General features: G+C 38.8%; 15 protein-coding genes and 3 tRNA genes. 8 read left to right on the top strand and 10 right to left on the bottom strand.

Features of this window, described 5'->3' with window-relative positions; translation table 11 throughout:
* Window positions 1-130: 130 nt before the first annotated feature.
* The 3 genes from DK880_RS01520 to DK880_RS01510 form a co-directional block, all read right to left on the bottom strand.
* Window positions 131-1,588, bottom strand: a complete 1,458-nt coding sequence (locus DK880_RS01520) for a sodium:solute symporter family protein (RefSeq protein ID WP_109997076.1) — start codon at window positions 1,586-1,588, stop codon at window positions 131-133.
* A gap of 180 nt (window positions 1,589-1,768) precedes the next feature.
* Complete coding sequence (locus tag DK880_RS01515) at window positions 1,769-2,233, bottom strand: hypothetical protein (protein WP_109997075.1); 465 nt, start codon at window positions 2,231-2,233, stop codon at window positions 1,769-1,771.
* A gap of 91 nt (window positions 2,234-2,324) precedes the next feature.
* The gene (locus DK880_RS01510) at window positions 2,325-2,606 is read right to left on the bottom strand and encodes an HU family DNA-binding protein (RefSeq protein ID WP_109997074.1); all 282 of its coding nucleotides are present in this window, start codon (window positions 2,604-2,606) and stop codon (window positions 2,325-2,327) included.
* Between the two features lie 295 nt (window positions 2,607-2,901).
* On the opposite strand from DK880_RS01510, the gene DK880_RS01505 reads away from it, so the two are divergent.
* The 3 genes from DK880_RS01505 (at window position 2,902) to DK880_RS01495 (ending at window position 4,615) form a co-directional block, all read left to right on the top strand.
* A tRNA-Asp gene (locus tag DK880_RS01505) sits at window positions 2,902-2,975 on the top strand.
* A gap of 39 nt (window positions 2,976-3,014) precedes the next feature.
* Window positions 3,015-3,473, top strand: coding sequence for a DUF4293 family protein (locus DK880_RS01500; protein WP_109997073.1), 459 nt, complete (start codon window positions 3,015-3,017; stop codon window positions 3,471-3,473).
* Window positions 3,474-3,859: 386 nt separating this feature from the next.
* A complete protein-coding gene (locus DK880_RS01495) occupies window positions 3,860-4,615 on the top strand; it encodes a 4'-phosphopantetheinyl transferase family protein (RefSeq protein ID WP_109997072.1) in 756 nt (251 codons plus the stop codon).
* 2 nt (window positions 4,616-4,617) lie between these two features.
* Here DK880_RS01495 and DK880_RS01490 read toward each other — a convergent pair whose 3' ends face one another.
* The 3 genes from DK880_RS01490 to DK880_RS01480 form a co-directional block, all read right to left on the bottom strand.
* On the bottom strand, window positions 4,618-5,229 hold the full coding sequence (locus tag DK880_RS01490) for a DNA-3-methyladenine glycosylase (protein WP_109997071.1): 612 nt from the start codon (window positions 5,227-5,229) through the stop codon (window positions 4,618-4,620).
* Between the two features lie 48 nt (window positions 5,230-5,277).
* Window positions 5,278-5,352: transfer RNA gene (locus DK880_RS01485), tRNA-Pro, on the bottom strand.
* Window positions 5,353-5,374: 22 nt separating this feature from the next.
* Window positions 5,375-7,171 carry an ABC transporter ATP-binding protein gene (locus DK880_RS01480; protein ID WP_162534100.1) on the bottom strand — a complete coding sequence of 599 codons (1,797 nt, stop codon included), beginning with the start codon at window positions 7,169-7,171 and terminating at the stop codon, window positions 5,375-5,377.
* 862 nt (window positions 7,172-8,033) lie between these two features.
* Between DK880_RS01480 and DK880_RS01475 the strand changes: the two genes are divergently transcribed.
* From DK880_RS01475 to dut, 3 genes are read left to right on the top strand one after another with little or no spacing between them, the layout of a single operon-like run.
* Complete coding sequence (locus tag DK880_RS01475) at window positions 8,034-8,861, top strand: DUF3108 domain-containing protein (RefSeq protein ID WP_162534099.1); 828 nt, start codon at window positions 8,034-8,036, stop codon at window positions 8,859-8,861.
* A 27-nt stretch (window positions 8,862-8,888) separates the two neighbouring features.
* Window positions 8,889-10,355, top strand: coding sequence for an Asp-tRNA(Asn)/Glu-tRNA(Gln) amidotransferase subunit GatA (gatA, locus tag DK880_RS01470; RefSeq protein WP_109997068.1), 1,467 nt, complete (start codon window positions 8,889-8,891; stop codon window positions 10,353-10,355).
* Window positions 10,356-10,385: 30 nt separating this feature from the next.
* On the top strand, window positions 10,386-10,820 hold the full coding sequence (gene dut / locus DK880_RS01465) for a dUTP diphosphatase (protein WP_109997067.1): 435 nt from the start codon (window positions 10,386-10,388) through the stop codon (window positions 10,818-10,820).
* A gap of 15 nt (window positions 10,821-10,835) precedes the next feature.
* Here dut and DK880_RS01460 read toward each other — a convergent pair whose 3' ends face one another.
* A complete protein-coding gene (locus tag DK880_RS01460) occupies window positions 10,836-11,519 on the bottom strand; it encodes a phosphatase PAP2 family protein (protein ID WP_109997066.1) in 684 nt (227 codons plus the stop codon).
* Window positions 11,520-11,986: 467 nt separating this feature from the next.
* Here DK880_RS01460 and DK880_RS01455 point away from each other — a divergent pair.
* Together DK880_RS01455 and DK880_RS01450 are read left to right on the top strand one after the other, a co-directional pair.
* Window positions 11,987-12,068, top strand: a tRNA-Leu gene (locus DK880_RS01455).
* Between the two features lie 88 nt (window positions 12,069-12,156).
* Window positions 12,157-13,476: a trigger factor gene (locus tag DK880_RS01450; protein ID WP_162534098.1), complete on the top strand. Its 1,320-nt coding sequence runs from the start codon at window positions 12,157-12,159 to the stop codon at window positions 13,474-13,476.
* Window positions 13,477-14,417: 941 nt separating this feature from the next.
* Here DK880_RS01450 and DK880_RS01445 read toward each other — a convergent pair.
* The 3 genes from DK880_RS01445 to DK880_RS01435 are packed head-to-tail and all read right to left on the bottom strand — an operon-like array spanning window position 14,418 to window position 19,397.
* Window positions 14,418-15,395, bottom strand: coding sequence for a phytanoyl-CoA dioxygenase family protein (locus DK880_RS01445; RefSeq protein ID WP_109997064.1), 978 nt, complete (start codon window positions 15,393-15,395; stop codon window positions 14,418-14,420).
* Window positions 15,374-17,038 (bottom strand): WG repeat-containing protein, encoded by a 1,665-nt coding sequence (locus tag DK880_RS01440; protein ID WP_109997063.1) that lies wholly within the window; start codon window positions 17,036-17,038, stop codon window positions 15,374-15,376. The genes DK880_RS01445 and DK880_RS01440 overlap by 22 nt, the downstream gene beginning before the upstream one ends.
* A gap of 22 nt (window positions 17,039-17,060) precedes the next feature.
* On the bottom strand, window positions 17,061-19,397 hold the full coding sequence (locus DK880_RS01435; protein WP_109997062.1) for a glycosyltransferase: 2,337 nt from the start codon (window positions 19,395-19,397) through the stop codon (window positions 17,061-17,063).
* Between the last annotated feature and the right edge of the window lie 113 nt (window positions 19,398-19,510).

Raw genomic sequence — 19,510 nt, 5'->3', positions numbered from 1 at the left:
ATACTAAGTATACAACATATAATGCTACAAATCCAAATATTTTATGCTTATGTACCAAAATTGTGTAATAAAGTGATACAATAGTATTATAGTTTTTCTGGTGAAAAATAAAGGTAAAGGAGCTAAAAGTTCATTGGTACATTTTATCAGGAGCTACCCAGCCGGTTCCTGCTGGTTGCGGCAACAGGTAGTGGGCAAGTAGCATCGCCAGACCGTTGGCTAGCATACAGGGGAAAGCGCCATTGATACCAGCCATGGGTTGAATCCAACGGTTCCAAGCAAAAATAGCTAATATCCCAGTAGCCATTCCTATTAACGCTGTACGGGAACTGCTACGAAAACCATACACAGCCAAGAGAAAAGGAGCTGTTATGATGGGAACAGAAACATCAAAACCAAACATCAATAAGGAAAGCAAATCCCTTCTTTGAAAGACCAATAACATAGCATGGATGCCCATTGTTAAAACAGTTAATCTCGCCAAGCCAAGCTTATGCTTATCTGCTATCCCTTTGGTAGCTTGTATGCTACCTACGATATCATGGCTTACCAGGACAGCACAAGTATTTAACTTAGAATCAGCCGTAGACATGGCCATCGCTAATAAACTAATGGCAACGAGTCCTTTAAAAATAGAGGGAATGTTTGTAAATATATGGGGCCAAATTTCAGCTACTGATAATGTTGGCGCTTTAACAAAAAGTAAAAGTGCTATTAAAGTTATAGAACCTGTTATTATTAGACTGAAAAAACCAGCATATACAAATAATTTTCTAGCCTGCATAGGACTAGAAGCCATATAGATCCGCTGTATAGTAGTGGGTGTTATATTAGAAGCTAAACTGGTTAGAAACAATGCAATTATTGCCAATAGTTTACCTGCATGCAAACAAGTACTTAATTGAAATCTTGGTTCTTTTTGCAAGATGGAAGCTACCGCTACCATTGATTTGTTGGTTGACTTAAATAGAAACCAGGCTACCAAGGGAATAATAGCCGTAAAAGTTATAAACTGTAATACGTCCGTAAAGGTAACCGAACGAATGCCACCAAACATGGAATAGAGGATAAGTATAAGCGTAGCTAGTACCGTTATGCTAGCTTGTAGCATCTTTTCGTTTTCACTACCACTTAAATTGATACATACCTCAATGGCTGTGGTAATAGCAATAATTTGCATAGCCACTGCGAGAGTGCTTCTAATAATGGAAACCAAAGCAGTAACCAATCTAGGCAGTCTACCATAGGCATTCCCTATGCTTTCTGCTAAAGAAAGATGCTGCATAAAGGGCCCCATGCGCAACATCAAAGGAGTTAATAGCCAAAAACCAATAGCAGAAGAAAATAAGCCAAATAGTATCCAGAAAAGTCCCTTTGCATAGGTTTGTTCCACGTTACGTAATAAACCTCCTCCGCCAAAGTTAGTGGCCAACATAGTTGCCACCAGCGTAGCCGTAGCAAAATCCTTATTTCCTACTGCATATTCCCGTAACGTCTTTACTTTCCTACTGTAATAGAGCCCTACTACTAGGGTTAATAACAGAAACCCTATTACCATTATAAAGGGCAGATTATTGAATAGTTCCATTAGGAATAATAAAAAGTTAATTTTTTTGAACAGCTATAGCTTATGATACAACGGCTAGAGCCTAACCCGGGCTTAAGTATACAAAATTTACTGGTATAAAAACAAGTAGTTTGTATAGCAACTGTACCATACAATTAAGGGAATAGCTGTTAATTTGCGTAATGCCTAAAGGCTATGGTTCTATCTAATGAAACAGCTATGGAACAGAGCAGCGGTTTCCTCCTCCGTGCCCGCTTCCCTTGATAAGGAAAGTGCTAGCATCTCCTCTCTTACTTGGGTCACATCCAGCGGGAGTAGGCAGATCAGCTGTTCTGCATGCGGCAATAACAGAAGCCCATAATGCGCATGCACAATCGATGCTAACTTTTCTTTGCGTAGGTTTACCTTTTGCGGGGATAGGGCAGGAACCACTGGTTGGGTAGTGGAAGCGTCTTCCACGTCATATATTGCTTGTATAGTAGATAGGGAGATATTTTTATTTTCTGTGCGCAATACCAAAGCCAACGCAGGAAAAAAGATACAATCAGGGGCTCCCATTCGCTTCAAGCGGTTCTCTTTTTTGTAGCGCAATTGGGTAGGCTGCAGCTGTAGGGTAATAGGGGAGCGCGGAGAAACGCTATATTTGAGGAGAATGTAGCATTGCACAACGTAGCTCTAACGTAGCTGCTTTTTAGTTTAGTGAGGGATTAACCTATTCCGTTATTGTATCAGAATAGGTTAACAATATAAGGGAACTTTAAACCATCATCTTAATCTTAGTTGCAAAAGCTTTAGAAGGTTTAAAAGATGGAATAAAGTGTTCTTCTACTACAATAGCTGTATTGGTACTAATATTACGTCCAATTTTCTTTGCTCGTTTCTTTTTAAAGAAGCTACCAAATCCGCTAAAATGTACACGCTGATTGTCCGCTATAGAATCTTGAATTACACGCCATAATTCATCCATAGTACTCCTTATGTCCTTTTTGTCTACGCCGTTTCTACGGGAAATAGTCGATATTACTTCTGCTGTAGTCATAGTTAATCTATATCTGTAATTGAATTTATAAAGTATATATATTATTTATATAATAATTAAATCATTAGGCTTTATACATTTATAATGTGTATAAATCCTATAGTTTAAGCCAATTGGCTTAAGATACACATAATAATTTTATTTATTATGGATATTCATGAATCTACATAAGATAAATTGAACTTGCAATTGCTTCTCTTGGTAAAAAGTTTATTCTATTGATAAATAAAAATTTATCCATTACATTTGTAAAGAGGTGGTATGAAATAGGTATGATACCACTTGTTAGCTTAAAGGTCTGGTAGTTCAGCTGGTTAGAATGCCTGCCTGTCACGTAGGAGGTCGCGGGTTCGAGTCCCGTCCAGACCGCTGATACCTGAAGGGAAATGTCCCATTCAGTTGTCTAGTATGTCTACTATATGCCTATGGCCCACAATTGAAATAATTACCATGCTGCAGCGCATTCAATCGGTGTATTTAGGCATCATTGGTATAGCTATGCTTTTTTTCCTTAGGCTTGTGTGGCCTATAATAGGAGAAGTAAGTAGAGGCGATGTATGCCATGCAGGTAGGTTGCTGTATAGCTTCTCTATTGCTGCTGTTTGTTTGGCTTGTTTCAGTATAATACTAACAGCTTATGCTATTAAGCGGCATGATAATAGGCAGCTACAGTTTCGTTTGGTCTGTGGCCTGTTGCTGATGCTGTTCTTGTTAACATTGCTGAACGTGCTATGTATCTATATCCAGCCAGCTAGTAAATGGACCTATAGCTTGCTATGTCTTATATCCGTTGGCGTTTTCCCTCTTTTGGCCATGTATCGTATTAGAAAGGATGATAGGTTGGTACGGGATGATCACTTGAGATAAAACAGAAGTACACGCCTGTAAAAGTAGATTATATAAAAAAATTTTTCTTGTAATATAATAATAGAGCTATGAGGTTAGTAGTGGGCAGCTTTTAATTTAGTAGAAGAAATAGAGCGTTGCTTGGCATTGCAATTTTTTGTATTATCCTGATAGGAAGCAGCTAGTATAGGTTAATGGGTATCAAAAGAAGAGAGGTAGTGAAATAGTTAGGAGCAGGGATATAAAGATATAGAGGGAGAGGGAGACAAAAGAGGTGTATAGGTGTGTGGAGAATGGAATGTATGCGTGTGGAATTTGGCCTAACTATACTTCCTAAGTGTTAAAGATAGAAAATCAGATAGAGAAGATACAGGTTATGTAGAAAGAGGGGAAGTTTATGGGTATATATGTTGAGCGTGTTGGACAGATGGAATCATTTGGAATTGGAAGAGAATGCCATACATATCTGGTATAGCCTGCTTCCCACGCTTGAGGTATCGGTTGATGGTTGGTTAGCCGATTTTTCCAAAGATGAAGTAGAGAAGGCAAAAAAAATCACCTCTACTCAAGCAAGGGTGCGTTACATATGTGCAAGGTATATGTTGCGTTCGATCTTATCCATGTATTTGTTACAAGCGCCTAAGTCTATTCAATTTGCTTATACCTTGTATGGGAAACCTTATGTTTGTAATCCTGGCGTAGCAGATGTGTGCTTTAACGTATCTCACTCTAATCAATGTATTGTATGTGCCATTGCTAAAAAAAGAGCGGTTGGAATTGATATAGAATTTTTACAATCAATTAACTTTGAGAATATTGCTAGGAGATTTTTTTCTCATTATGAATACAGGCAATTAATGCATCATACCCCCCCTCAGCAGAGAGAAAAAAAGTTTTATAGCCTATGGACTTGCAAAGAGGCCTTTGTTAAAAATATAGGTCAAGGGTTATCCTATCCGTTGAATGCTTTTACTATCTCTATAGGCCCTGATCAAAGTGCTCAATTAGTAGTTAGCGCGAGAAAGGATAGGGGAATATTGGAAGATTATGCCATACAAATTTTTAGTCCGCATCAGGCATATTTAGCAGCTTGGGTTATTCAAAAACCTGTTAAAAGCATTTATCGGCAGTATAAATGGGAGAAAATAATGTGCTATTTATAAAATTAAAGAGTAGCTGACGAAGGTAGATTGGTTATTATTGGTGAAAATGGAGTAGGGAAGTCCGGGTCTATGTATCCCTGGATGTTCGGTGGTATTGTTTTCATTAATGTATCCTGCGTAACGAGGTAACGCCACATTTTGTCTATTCCTTTTGAGATACCTATTCTAGGCGTAGTTTGGTAAGGCAATTGTAATCCTATATCCTTAATATAGAACAGTTTAGAGTCAGTAATATCTATGGCATTGTGCGTTCTATCAATTCCTAAATATTTACAGAGTTTTCCTGGTCCATTTAAATAGGTATAGGGAGGATGTATAAGTTTAATACCCCTAATTAAAGTAGCTGCTGGGAAATGCAATGCTTCTGTGACAATATTTAAACAATGATACATGCCATATATCAAATATACATAGCTGAATCCAGCTGGACCAAACATAACTTTGGTTCTTTTGGTAAAGCCTTTGGCTGCATGGCAAGCCGGGTCATTCACGCCAATATAACTTTCCGTTTCTGTAATGATCCCTTGCAAGCCACGATAGCACAATACCTTTCCCAGTAAATTAGTACTTACTAGATTGGTTTTTTGTAAAAAAAATGCTCTGTTTAAAATCATATCCCTTTGCAAAATTGGACAGTAAAGAATGGGATGCCTATAAAAAAGTCGGGGTGGTGGGATTTGAACCCACGACCTCTAGACCCCCAGCCTAGTGCGCTAACCAAGCTACGCTACACCCCGATAATAATCTTTTAGGAATAAATTACCCATGCTCTAATGCTGGAAGCAGTCCACCTGCTTGTGTTTGCCAAAGACGGGAAAAATGCCCCTTTTTAGCTAATAGCTCTGGCATAGGGCCATCTTCGATAATCCTACCTTGGTGCAGTACTAAGATTCGATCCATGTGATTTAAAGTAGACAAACGATGGGCAATAACCAGGGTAGTACACTGCTGCATGAAATCTTTTAGGTTAGTTTGAATAAGATGCTCTGTAATAGAATCTAATGAAGAGGTTGCCTCATCCATAATCAGTATGGGTGCGTTTTTTAAAATAGCACGTGCAATAGCAATACGTTGCTGCTGTCCACCAGAAAGTTTTGCACCACGCTCTCCAATTATAGTTTCCCATCCCTTTTCTAAATGCTGGACAAATTCGTCGCAGTACGCCAATCTGGCTGCCTCTAAAACTTCTGCTTCAGTTGCGTCTAAACGCCCATACTGAATGTTTTCGAAAATAGTACGATGAAAAAGAATAGGATTCTGTGGAATAACGGCAATTTGCTTATATAAAGAAGTCGGTGAAACACATGAAATATCTTGATTATCAATTAATATATTGCCTTTATTGAGATCATACAACCGCAATAACAGATTGATAAAAGTAGATTTCCCAGAGCCAGAGTATCCTACTAATCCAATCTTTTGTTTTCCTTTGATTGTAACAGAAAGTTGATTAAATATATTTAATCCGGGTATATAACCAAAGGAAACCCCTTTAAAATGAATGCTACCCGCTGTAACGCATAAGGATTTTTCAGTAGGTGCATGTGTCATACTATGTGGTTCGCTTAAAATAGAGAGGGCTGCTTTTGAAACCCCAATTTCTTTGGCAAGCTGTATAAGATGAAAGTGGCTATGCCAAATGGACCCCATGATATAGGCAAAAGTCGAAGCAATAAGCGTCACATCGCCTATGGAAATCCGTTTATGGTTCCATCTATGAACCAATGTGTAAAAAGTAATCGAAATAAATAGGAAAGAGAGTAAGCCTTTCCAGGCATAATCTACTTGAATGGCCTTAGCAGCTTTTTGAGACTGTTTAATTTCATGCGCTTGGTATTTTTGTAGGTAATCTCGTTCATGGGTAGTACGTGCAAATAAACGGACAGTAAGCATACAGCTTAAACTATCTACTGTTTGCCCATCTAATGTGGAAATAGCTTCTGCATGATGGATAGCCATTTCTTTGATGGTACGCATGTTTACAAATGTTATGGCTACAAAAAGTAGTACAAAACTAAATAAAATGATACTAAATATAATAGGGGTTTTAAAGAGCAAAATACACAATGATATACAAAAACCCAGTAATGTTGAGAAGAAAGAACCCAAAAGCGTGCTTACGATATTTTCACAAGCCCGTGGCAGTTCTGCAATTTTATGAGCCAGTCCGCCTGTAAGATGTGTTATAAAATAGCTGTGCGCATGGCCTTGTGCGTAGGAGAAGAGGCTCATACGGATGTTTTTTCGGAATTGAGGCCAAACATAGATCACTAAAAGACCATAGATCCTAGCGAAAATTTCAGAAATGGAGAAGCATAGAATGATCCCCACCAGGGGAAGCGCCAGTAGCCGCATGGGACGCTCAATACCTGGCGTGAGTTTGGTCATTTTATCCACCAATACCTTAGTAAAGTAGGGGTACAATGCATTATTAGCAGCCCAAATGATGTTGGTTAAGAACATTAAACTAAAGCCAGCCCGCTGCTGATTCATGAAATACAAGATAAATGCAAAAATATTGCGTGGGATAATGTTTGTTTTCTTGGATATGGCCATGGCTGTTTGGAAAAATAACTGCATACAAAATATACTAAATCCTATTAGCTAATATAGGGACCTATTTATAGTATACCATCCATTATTTGAGGTATGGAATTTAATTCTGTAAAAGATAAGCAATAAACGATGTAAAATTAACATTTTCAGTTATGCAAAAGATAATAAAAGCATAGGATATGCATACATTTCTGTATGCTGTCTTATTTAGCTGTCGTGTGGTATCATAGGTCCTATTTTTTTATTGGGTATTGACCCATTGCGTTTTGGCTATCTATTGAATATTAACTATTTGATTGCTTGTGCTGCTATACGCTGCTAAAGATCCTGGATTCGGCTGCAAGCAGATTTGTGACTGGTCTACAACTCTTTATTCATTGACATATGGGATGCCTTTACAAACGCACTACAGCCATTTATCTATCTATCATTTCATCTTTTGTACGTTTGTTTATTTAGACCATTGTAGTTATCACTGTATAGTAGTGGCTATGCGGTTAAACATAAAAACGTACGCTCCCTACGCTACTGCTCGGTTCTAATTTACCGATTGCCTTTCCTTTTGTTGTAACTTACTTTGGGTTCAACCCAAAATCTATTATTCCTTTTGCTTTGGAAGGTTAGCAGCGATCTATTGTATAGACTGTCGTAAGCCAGCTATAGGATAAGTAAACAGGCATGAGAAGGAGTCATAGTAGACATTCGTGTTATATACAATAGTAGGTCATTAGCAAGCAAAGTTAATAAAATAGTTGTTTATTTACAGTAAAACAATTGGTTTATTACGTTTTTTATTGTATCCTTGTTTCATTGTCTCAAAAATCAATGGATCATGTATAGTTGTTCATTTTTATTTAGGTTTGTGCGTTATATACAAAAATTAGGGAGCTCCTTTCTTCTGCTTGTGGGCATATTGTGCGTGCAGCTACAGATGGCCCATACAGCAGTATTGCCTTTTCAACTAGGGGAGGCGTTAACCTATCATGCGTATTTTTTTGGCATACAGGCAGGTACTGCTACCATGCAGGTAGATGATCAGGTACATTCCTGTAATGAGCAGAGCTGTTATAAAATACAAGTAAAGGGTATTTCTAATAAAGCGGTGGCTTTATTAGGGTTTAAGGTCTCCCACAGCTATGAGAGCTATCTCGATGTGGATGCGCGTCCACATAAGTTTTTTGCCCGTATTCAAGATAATGATTATATAAGAGAAGAATCAATTAATTTTGATTATAAGGGCAAAAAAGCTAATATGACAGTAGCAGAATCGACGCATAACATGAAACAAGTAGAGAATTATTTTCCGTTTGGCAGTGATGAAGCTCCTATATGGGATATGGTTAGTATGATTTGTGCGCTTCGTTCTATTGATGTTTCCAAGTTAGAAGTTGGGCAGCATTTATCCTTTGGGTTTCTATTGGATGGTCGAGCAATGCAGGAAGGGATTCTTTTTTTAGGAAAAAAAACAATTACCACGAAGTTAGGTAGCATTTTAACCAATGTTTTCGCTCCGATTATTCCTACGAAAGGAACTATTTTTGCCGGGGAACGGCCTATAGAGCTATTTATTGCGGATGATGCGCATAAAGTTCCCATTAAACTAAGGGTAAATCTGATAGTGGGCAGCGTAGAGATGGAACTTGCCAGCTATAAAGGGTTAAATGGAATTCTCTTTCCTGAAAACCAATAGTATACGCTTACATATTTTGTTTTTCTTATGGTTAATATTCCTTCTTATCTCAATTCTTTTTATTTACTTCGTCCTTTACTCTATACGCAGGCGCTTACGCTTCAGACAGTTGTTGCGCAATTTTTGCAGCAAGTACAAGCACAAAGAGCGTTAAATGCTTTTATAAAGGTTTATGAGCAAGAAGCAACCCAGCGTGCAGCGCTCATTGATCAGAAAATAGCAGCAGGCAAAGCTGCTCCCTTAGCGGGTATGGTTGTTGGGTTAAAGGATATGATTAGCTACAAAGATCATCCTTTGCAAGCAGGCAGTAAAATTTTGACCAATTATATAGCCCCCTTTCATGCTACGGTTACCCAGCGGCTTTTAGAAGCAGATGCATTGATCCTAGGTCATCAGAACTGCGATGAATTTGGGATGGGGTCCTCTTCAGAGAATACGTATTTTGGTACCGTACGGAATCCTTTAGATAGGACACGTGTAGCAGGAGGATCTTCTGGAGGGTCTGCTGCAGCTGTCAAGGCCAATATGTGCCATGTTTCCATTGGAACGGATACAGGTGGCTCTGTTAGGCAGCCAGCGGCCTTTTGTGGGTTAGTAGGATTGAAGCCTTCGTATGGAAAAATTTCCAGATATGGCGTAGTAGCTTATGCTTCTTCTTTAGACACAGTAGGCATTCTAGCGCATACGGTAGCAGATTGTGCAACGGTGCTAGAGGTGCTAGCAGGTCCGGATGGCTTAGATGCTATGGTAGTGCCTTACAAAACTGCTTCCCATAACGCTGAAGCACAGCAGAAAAATAACTATACCATTGCTTGTTTAACAGAAACATTGCATCATGATGGGTTACAGCCAGCGATCAAGGCCCGTACGTTGCGTAGTCTGGCTTGTTTACAGAGCGAGGGGAATCAAGTCACACATCTTCATTTTGAATTGTTAAAGTATGCATTACCTACCTATTACATTTTGACTAATGCAGAGGCGAGTACCAATTTAGCCCGTTTTGACGGTATACGCTATGGTTATAGGGGTAGTGATGCGGTTACATTGGAAGAAGTATACAGCAAAACTAGGACAGAAGGCTTTGCAAAGGAAGTCAAAAAGCGTATTATGTTAGGGACCTTTGTGTTGAGTAATGGCCAGTATGAAGCCTATTATGGGAAGGCGTTGAAAGTACGTAATTTGATCAAAAAAGCGTTGCAAGAGATTTTAAGCCAGTATGATTTTATTCTATTGCCTACAACTACTACCACTGCTTTTCCAATTAATAGTTTTGAACATAATCCATTGTCTATGTATTGGGCTGATCTCTATACCGTATTAGCTTCCGTTGCAGGTTTACCTGCCCTCTCATTGCCCAATGGGGTAGATGAAAATAATTTACCCATTGGTATACAGATTATAGGTAACTATTTGGAAGAAGAAAAATTGCTTGCCTTTGCCCGTTACCTACAGTCTATACAAGCAGATAGCTATCCATCTATACAAAAAAAATAGTCATTCAGTAGATAGATAAATAAGCATAGCATGCGTATTCCTATTATCAATTATTCGCATCATCCTTTACCTGCTTATGCCACGTTAGGGGCTAGTGGGATGGATGTACGTGCTTTTATTCCGTTGCCGATTAGCTTAGAGCCTGGTCAACGTAAGGCCATTGACACGGGGATAGCTATTGCGTTGCCAGCAGGGTATGAGGCCCAGGTGAGGCCACGCAGTGGTTTGGCATTGCAGCAAGGCATAACCGTTCTAAATAGTCCAGGTACGATAGATGCCGATTATAGGGGAGTCATTAAAGTGTTGCTGATTAACTTAGGGAATGAATCTTTTGTAATACAAGATGGGGATAGAATTGCTCAGTTGGTTGTTGCGTGTTATACAACGGTTGTATGGCAGGAGGTAACGCTACTAGCGCCAACAGATAGAGGAGAGGGGGGATATGGTAGTACAGGAAGGAGCTAGCCTAATGCGATGCGGCTACTTCCGGTATATAAAATGATACACCAAACGCCCTAAGTAGAGGTGTATATTTGTTTGGTTTACCCAAACATATACGAGCAATGAAGCGCCTGTTCCAATACAAGCCCCTGCATAAATATCTGTGTAAAAATGCTGACAAAGATAAATTCTGGAATAAGAAACCAGTATCGCCAATAACAGCAATGAAAAGGTATACAAAACATTGTTATGCTTATTATGTAATAATTGTATAAGAGATGCTAGTACAAAAATAGTAGCAGCATGTCCAGATGGAAAAGTTAACGTCTTTTCTAGCTTAACATCTGCTACAACATGCAGGGCATGCAACGGAATGCATGCCGTTGGCCTAAGCAGATGGGAACAAAAGCCACGTTTGAACAGGAGTTGCACTACACAAGACATCAATCCAAAGCTCCCTGCCATGATGCAAATATTGCTGTAGCTTGCTCCTACTAAAATGGCTACCAATACTATACAACCATACGTAATGCCATCTCCTACATAGCTAAGGTAAGGCGCCAATCGATCCATAATGGGATGATGCCATTGTTTGATTAGTATAAAAAAACTTATTTTGTCCCATAAAATCAGTGGAAATGCCCCAATGGAAAGTAAAATACCCATTAAGTAAAAAAACAGTCTGTTTTCTTTTAGGGTTGTAAATGAATAATTTTTATTCATGGTAGAAGTTTAAAATTCCGTACGTTGTCTTGTGATACCTGTGGAAGGATAGGTAAGTTTAAATATATCTATAGATTAATCCAAAATATTTGAAGAGTTTGATTTCTATTATATAGATATGATGTAAAGTAGGGGGATTTTTTAAGCAAGCTCCATTTGTTGCTGCTGGCCAGTAAAGGCCATTGCATGGATTGAGCTAGTAGGATGCCATGATACAATAGTCGGAAGGCCTATAAAGTAGCCATAATCTTTATGGAAGATTTCCAGGGAAGGCTTTGTATTTTTGTACTAATGTAATGATTTTCTTGCTATTTTTATTAAACCAATACATAGGCGTAACAATCGTTTCAATTTATTTACGCTTCTTACTTATTTAGACAGGGAGTATACTGTAACAATAGCTATTGTCTTACTGTCTACTTTCCCTATATTTACTAAGACTTAAATAATTTAGTTGAATTATTTTTGCGGATGTGGCGGAACTGGTAGACGCGCTAGACTTAGGATCTAGTACCGAAAGGTGTGGGGGTTCGAGTCCCTTCATCCGTACTTTTCTGCTTAATACAGGTAGTTAAGGGTGGAGCTATTTATTTTTGCTTTTTAAATCTGTTTTACTTTGGATATTCAGTTTAATAAAATGAACCCTGCGCATGGGATTATTTCTATTACGTTGCATGAATCTGATTATAAAGCTATTGTTGAGCAACAGCTGAAGCATTATGCGCAGAAAGTTCGTTTAAAAGGTTTTAGGGTAGGGGCTGTTCCATTGGCATTAGTAAAAAAAATGCATGGGCAAGCTATCCTTGCAGAGGAGCTGCGGAAAATAGCTTACAAGGCTTTACAAGATTATGTTACAGAGGAAGCCATACCAATTTTTATAGAGCCATTATTGGTTGCGGTTCCCATGCAGCTTGATTTATTGCAACAGGATTCTTTTACTTTTTCTTATGAAGTGGGCTTGTTAGCCATAGATAATGTGGCATTGGGTCCCCCTATTTCTGTTACGGAATTTGAAATAGAATCGGTAGAGGATGCGCTTGTGGATGAACTCATAGAGGGCTTGCAGTGGGTACATGGCCAGGCCTTGCCGCTTAAGGAAAGCGATGTGCATGCGCTATTGCAGGGTAGCTTAACGGATAGTATATATCAACAGCAAATAAAAGTTCGTATAGCTGTGGAGCGTGTTCCTAGCCCTTTGCGTGCCGCTTTAATAGGGTGCCACGTGGGGGATAAGGTAACCATTACACAAGCAATGCTAGCAGACCATTCCCCTGCTTTTTTAGGTTTAACTTTTCGTGAATGGGCTGCTTTTTGTAAGCAGGAAGCAGTTTGGTCTGCTCTTTTTACTATAGAGAAGATCGCACATGTTACGCCGGCGGAGCTAAATATTGCCTTTTTTAATCTGCTTTTGGGGGAGGGTGTTGCTGATTCGCAAGATGCGTTTAGGTCAGCTATTGTGCAGGTTATCTTAAAGGATAAGCGCATGGAAGCACACTATGCCTTTTATGAAAGTTTGCGGGAGGAGCTGTTCAAGTATAATCAGATAGCATTGCCGGAAGCGTTTATTAAAAAATGGATTTCCGTGAATAATCCCAATGCAACAGCAGAAGAGATAGCCTATTACTATACTGTAGAGGAAGCGAACTTGAAATTTGAGTTTATACTAGGCAGTATTGTACGTAATAATAACTTGGCTGTTACGCAATCAGATGTAATAGAAGAGGCAAAGCGTATTTATACGGATTATGCTGCGCATAATTTAAAAAATAGAGAATTAGAAGAATCTGATATTCAAGGAGGTCTGTTATCTTTTTTACAAAAGGATAGTGGGAAGCATTATGCACAGCTGCATGAAAAATTGAGTAAAAATAGAGCCATAGCTTTTATTAAGCAGCATATTGCTGTAATAAGCCAAAAGGTTACAGCTGCACAGTTTGACGCCAGACTGAAAATATAATGGTTGTTACAACTATAGCATCAGCGCTACCATTTGTTATGCGGAAGCCAGTTCTCGTAAGAGCGTAAGGGGGTATTTTATTTTTTTAACAGAGGAGAAAGGGCTGGTTGTTCTAAGCAATTACTTTTAGTGGAGAAGAGCCCCCTTCAAGAAGGCACGCCTACTTCCTCTTTTTCACGTGCGCAATGATTGGTTTGTCTAGTAAAAAATAATAAGAAGAGTTATTGTAAATCAATACTTAAAATAGAATAATTCTGCCGCCATACATAGTAGCTATAAAAGAAATAGCAATCACACTGGTAACCATTTTTCTTTTTCCTACGGCATAATCCTGGAAAGTCTATAAATTCCAATAAACAATGTCCCTATTAAGGATAAACCTATAATTATTACATTAATATGCTTTACCTTTTGCCTTTTGCTTTATTACGTTATAACAAATTTATCTTACTAAGTTTATAATGACTACTTGTTTTTATTTACAGAAAAATAATTATTATGCCTAATAATAGCTATTTATTATTATTGTGAAAATAAACCATAAAATCAGCTAAAGCTAAGCGGTATATATGAGCTGTAATGGCTTAATGTAGCAATAAAGCTACAGTTACATCATGCTATTTGTTTCTATTGAAAGTAAACAATATATAAATCCTAGGCTGTAAATCTATAATGCACAAACCATAAGGCTATGTTATCCTAAATTAGCAAATTGGTATGGTATTTTTCTTCCCCTAATAAGCTATAGCGTTAAGTAAAGTGCTAGGATACAGCCTAAAATTTGGGAACCCCGCATACAAAAGGCTACATGTCATTAATGATTTTGCAAGATAAACGCCTAAATATTAATAATAAATTAAAGCTAACGTTCGTTTGGCTAGAAATGAATGAAAGCGAATTTTTAGTTAAACTCTTTAAAATCTATTTGCAACGGCCTTTTGTTAATTACCTACAACCGTTATACTTTGATTTAGGAAGCGCAACAAAGAAAACCATACATTTTTATATACTTTCCCTAAGCTGTCTCCTGCATCATGTAAGGTTGAAGCCTGTTCTAAGATCAGTAGCTTGTACAAATCTTGTTGCGCTTGGATAGGATCTATGCCAGAGATAGGAAGCGGTTGCGTAAGCAAGTTTAGCCAGCTATATATCAGTTCTGTTTTATTTTGTGGAATTGTAAGATGAACAAATAAAGGTAACGCTTTTCTGAGTATGTGTTCTGTTAAAAACCCGCAGTTTAACAGCCCAAAATCTGAAACTTTCGGCTTAGGAATTTCTGGAAATTCCTTGGCTGGGATAACCCACCTTGTAACATAACTAAACCTATCCTTAGCTTCTAGGTTCTCTGCACTTCCATGCCATAATTTCGCGTCAAAAATAATTGCATCTCCTGTTGCAATAGGTAATGTTTCGATTTGGTCTTTATAGATATCTGCCTTCCTATCCACAAAATGAGGTTGCCAAAAATCCACCAATGGAGCTACTGGCCATTGATGGCTTCCCTTGATGACTTGAAGGGCTCCTGAGGTTGCTCGTACATCGTTTAATGCAACCCAAACAGAAAAATGATAGGGGGCATTAAAACTATACGCAATATCCTGATGAAAAGGAATAGACTCAATCAAATCAGCCGTTTTACAAATAACATTTGCTTTTTTAGCCACTACTGGACATTGCCACAATGCTTCAAGGTAATGCTTAATAAACACATCTAATGTAGATATACACTTTGTAACGGGAGAATCTGTTGCCCATCTACCTGTACAATACATATAATCAGCTATTGGAACAGACAATCTTTGGGCTAGTTTCGTTAGGGTATGCTTAATATCAGCCAATGCTGCCTCAGCCAATGCTAGAGGGATAAGCTGTCGGACAACCATAAACCCTTTTTCTTCTAATGGGATTCTATCTTGCATAGCATAACATCAACCAGGGTTAAATAATCTGTTATAGGAAGCACATTGGCTAGCTTATAGGCGCCTACTTGACCTAGTAATTGCTCCCATGCTGCTAATGTTCTTAGTTTGCCTCCTGTTTCTACCATGGTATTTATATCGACCATGCCCCCTGTAGGCTTGTCATGGGTTAGCATGGTTTCTATGATAAATAAACGCGTTACCCGTTTTTTAGCTAATTGAAGATACGTTATGACCGTAACATCATCATAATGCTGTAAAAATTGACAAAAAATAGCTAAATCATAATGCGCCATTAACGACTTTAAACTTTTTGGCTTAACATTGAAAGTTTGAATGAGTGCCTTAGGTAGTACAGGATCATGGTAATAATGGAACAATAGATCTTTATTTTGATTGCCTAGAACAGCTATAAAAGCTAAGGCACGCACACCAAATAATAGCACACGCTTTGTAGTTTGTATTTCTATTTTTTGATGCAACGCTTGAAAGTCCCAGGCCGCATAACCCAATAATGCTTCATAATACTGTCTTCTTTTTTTAGAAGAGCGCTCTTTTTCTTTAAAAGAAGGAAAAGAAGCTATACAAGGTTGTCGTAGTAAATCAGGGAGTTTTAACCAATTGGCTGCTGCAGCAACTTGCGCCCACAGGGTAGCCGCCTTGGCTAAGAAAGGTATGTTTTTAAAGCAACTGCCTTTAGTAGCCAGCTGCCATATGGTTTTACTTGGCTCATAGGTTACCCACCCTATCTCCCACATTGCCCTTAATAATCTTTCTATATTTTCCTCTGCTATATTTAACTGTTGTGCCAAATCAGTAGTTGTACAAGGCAAGCTATGGCATAAGCCAAGTGTTACAGCCGTATGCATCAAATAGGTTTTCCAAAAAGCAGCAAGTTCCGCAGAGATAGCATGTACCTGATCAAATTGATTAGGCCCTGCAATAAAAACCTGCATGCTACCACTGCTATCCAGTTGTCCCAATGCCCCTTCCCATGTTTCTACTTTGGCTCTACCGTTGTAAAAAGGTTCTACCCTTTTAAACCGTTGTGGATAAAGTGCTTTCCCTCGCCTATCTATATGAAACCATCCCTTGGCATCTTCCGCTATAGCATAACCTTTGTGAAAAACATGAAGCCGCTTATACCATTTAGCATGCAACCATTTCCCCTCTTGATTTATATGCGTAGCTTGGCCATTTTTATACACTACTGCAGCGCCTTCTTTAAAATCTCCAACATAATCATATATTTCAGGATAAATTCTTGCGCCCTTTAAATCGATATGAAAAAACCCATCTGCATTGTTGACTACACATTTTTCCTCTTGAAAATTCCCTACCCATTGATAACGCGCTGCATATATACTACTCCCTTCAGAGTCAATATGATAGAAACCCGTCTCATCTTGCACAGCTGCCCTATGGTTATAAAACCCATGTATCTGTAGAAACCTTTTATGATAAGCTGCTTTACCTGTCGTATCAATATGGTAGGCACCGGATGCATCATAAGCAGGTGCTAATCCTGGCGCATGGAATTTTTCAACCCGTATAAACCGTGCTCCATAGAGCGGCTTCCCCAATAGTTGATGAAATCTTCCGCAGGAGGAGAGGACAATGGCAGGTAAAGAAACAGTAGGCATGGCATTTTATTTCATTCAAATATTACGATACCAAAGGTTTGCGCATATTACACCCTTTACATAAGGGGTGTTTTAAGTAGTTTTTCTGTAAATGGGTATAGGCATCACTTTTCCATATATCTTCCAGTTTGACCTCATGTATATTGCCAAAATTTCCCAATGTTTCCCTTAGCGCATCAGGTGCACAACAAGGACTGAATTTACCTTCAGGACTAATCCATGCCTCTTTTCCTAAGAAAGGGCATGGCCCTCCAACTGCTAAATCTTTTATCCCTTCTTTAGGAAGTAAGGTAAAGTTTACTAATTTTATCTGGGTTCCATTAGGGAGCAATAGCTGATCTCTTAGTAGGTAGAGTTGCTGTACAACCTTATTCCATTGATCAATAGCTGCATGATTTCTGCGCATAGATAATCCTTTAATTTCTTTAAAATGGGCCCATAGGTGATGGCCTTTGACCCTATCTATACCCATCGTTATGGCCATTTTAACAAGGGCATACAATTCCGTCAAGTTGCTTTCCAGAAAGGTCAGCTGCAATGTAACGCTACATCGCTTACCCGTTGACTGGAAATAAGCATCCCTAACTTGTAAAAAAGTTTGCAGATTAGTAACGACCTCTTCCCATTTTGAACCGCTCATAATTGCTTCATGGGTTTCTTTTGTAGCGCCGTTCCAAGAAATTTTAATATCAGATAAAACAGGAACCAATAACTCAGCCCATTGCTGTGCTCCCTTAATAGGAAAAGAACCATTTGTAGTTAAATTTAGTTTTAACCCAAATTCATGGCATAATGCTATGATCTCTGTAAAATGTTTATACAACAAAGGTTCCCCCATGGTAGAAGGGATGATTTCCCTTAAAGCTGTTCCGGCTGCCTCTTGAATAACTTTGCGTAGGGTCTCTATCGGCATCACCCTAGCCCTGATGCCTTGCGCCTTTCTTGTGGCTTTGACCTTACTATAAGGGGAAAACCCTTCACACATAATACAAGCAAAGTTGCAATGGTCGGGGTTGGTATCAAAAGTAATCCGCCAAGGCCCCTGCTTAGTGGCTACTGTTTTCCCTTTACTGTTTATGGCAGCGTGATAAATAGGTTGTAGCTGATTAACATGTTCTTGGATAGAAGGGATGTTACCGTCTGCACTATACAGGTAACCAGTTTGCATAAGTTGACCATATAAGACAGGGTCTGTAGCCAATCTTTGCATAGCTGCTGCTAAGCTAGTTACATTTCTATGCTTAAACAGTAGCCCATTTATACCATCTTTTACATACTCTGCCATACCCCCATAATCGGCTGTTAGGACAGGTACGCGCAGCTGCTGGGCCTCATGTATGACCAAGGGCGCATTTTCACCCCAAATAGAGGGTACCACGATAGCATCCACCCGATCAAAAACAGCAGCGGTAATCGCTTCGTTAGCATAAGGCCCCATCCATTTTATACGTTCCTGTATAGCAGAAGGAAATTGTTGCACAATGGCTTTCAATGCAGCAGTTTCTTCTCTAGAAGCCCCCCAAATATTAAGTTGGGCCCTAACGGATAACTTAGCAAAAGCCCTTAATAGCAGATCTATCCCTTTTTCAGGCGTATGGGTGCCTATGTAACCAAAAACAAACAGGGCTTCTGGTATTCTTTGACGTTCTGTAAACCGGCTTAGATCAAACCCATAATCCAAATAAGAGACTTTATGAGCGGGTAAATGAAAATCCTGTATAAATTTACGTTGCAAGAATCTCGACGGTGCAATAAAATGATCTATCCCCTTTATTATTTTCCTGGCTTGTTCCATTCTAACTCCCACCCAGGTAGCCCAATAGGTTATGTCTGCAGCTAATTGTGTGCTATCGCCTGTAAAATAACCCTTATAGCATTGGGTAGCACATTTTTGATCGGCTTGACCATTACAAAGTGGAAACAGACTGGTAGCATTGCGTTGAATAAACCTACCCCGTGGACACATTAGCCAAAAATCGTGCAAAGTAAAAATAGTGGGAATCCCCGCCTGCACCGCAATATTAGGAAGTTCCATCGATAGATGGCTGAGGTGACCAAAATGTATTAGATCAGGTTGGAAAGTAGCTAGGATGGATTTAAAGAGTGCGTTAACAGGCTCATTAATAAAGTTATAATGGTATTTAGCAGTAGGGACATTGATCAAATGAAGCAAAACACGTGCATCACTAGGATCTAAAAGCGTACGATAGTGGAAGTCAGGTAGGAAACTATTCTCATACCTACTCAATAACTGTACCTCATGCTCATTTGCCAATTCGTGAACCAACGTTTGGCTGTAAACTTCTGAACCAGCACTATAATAAGGCGGGTAACCATGAATAACTTTTAGTATTTTCATGATGCTAACTTGTTTTGTAAGGCTCCCTTAAGGGTAGCAGATTGTATCCCCCTACTTTAGTAAATTGTATCCCTTTACCTAGGTAAAATAATAAAACAGTTATAAATTCCTAC

Source organism: Candidatus Cardinium hertigii (assembly GCF_003176915.1).
Taxonomy (GTDB): Bacteria; Bacteroidota; Bacteroidia; order Cytophagales; family Amoebophilaceae; genus Cardinium; species Cardinium hertigii_A.
This window is presented reverse-complemented; position numbering and strand designations above follow the sequence as displayed.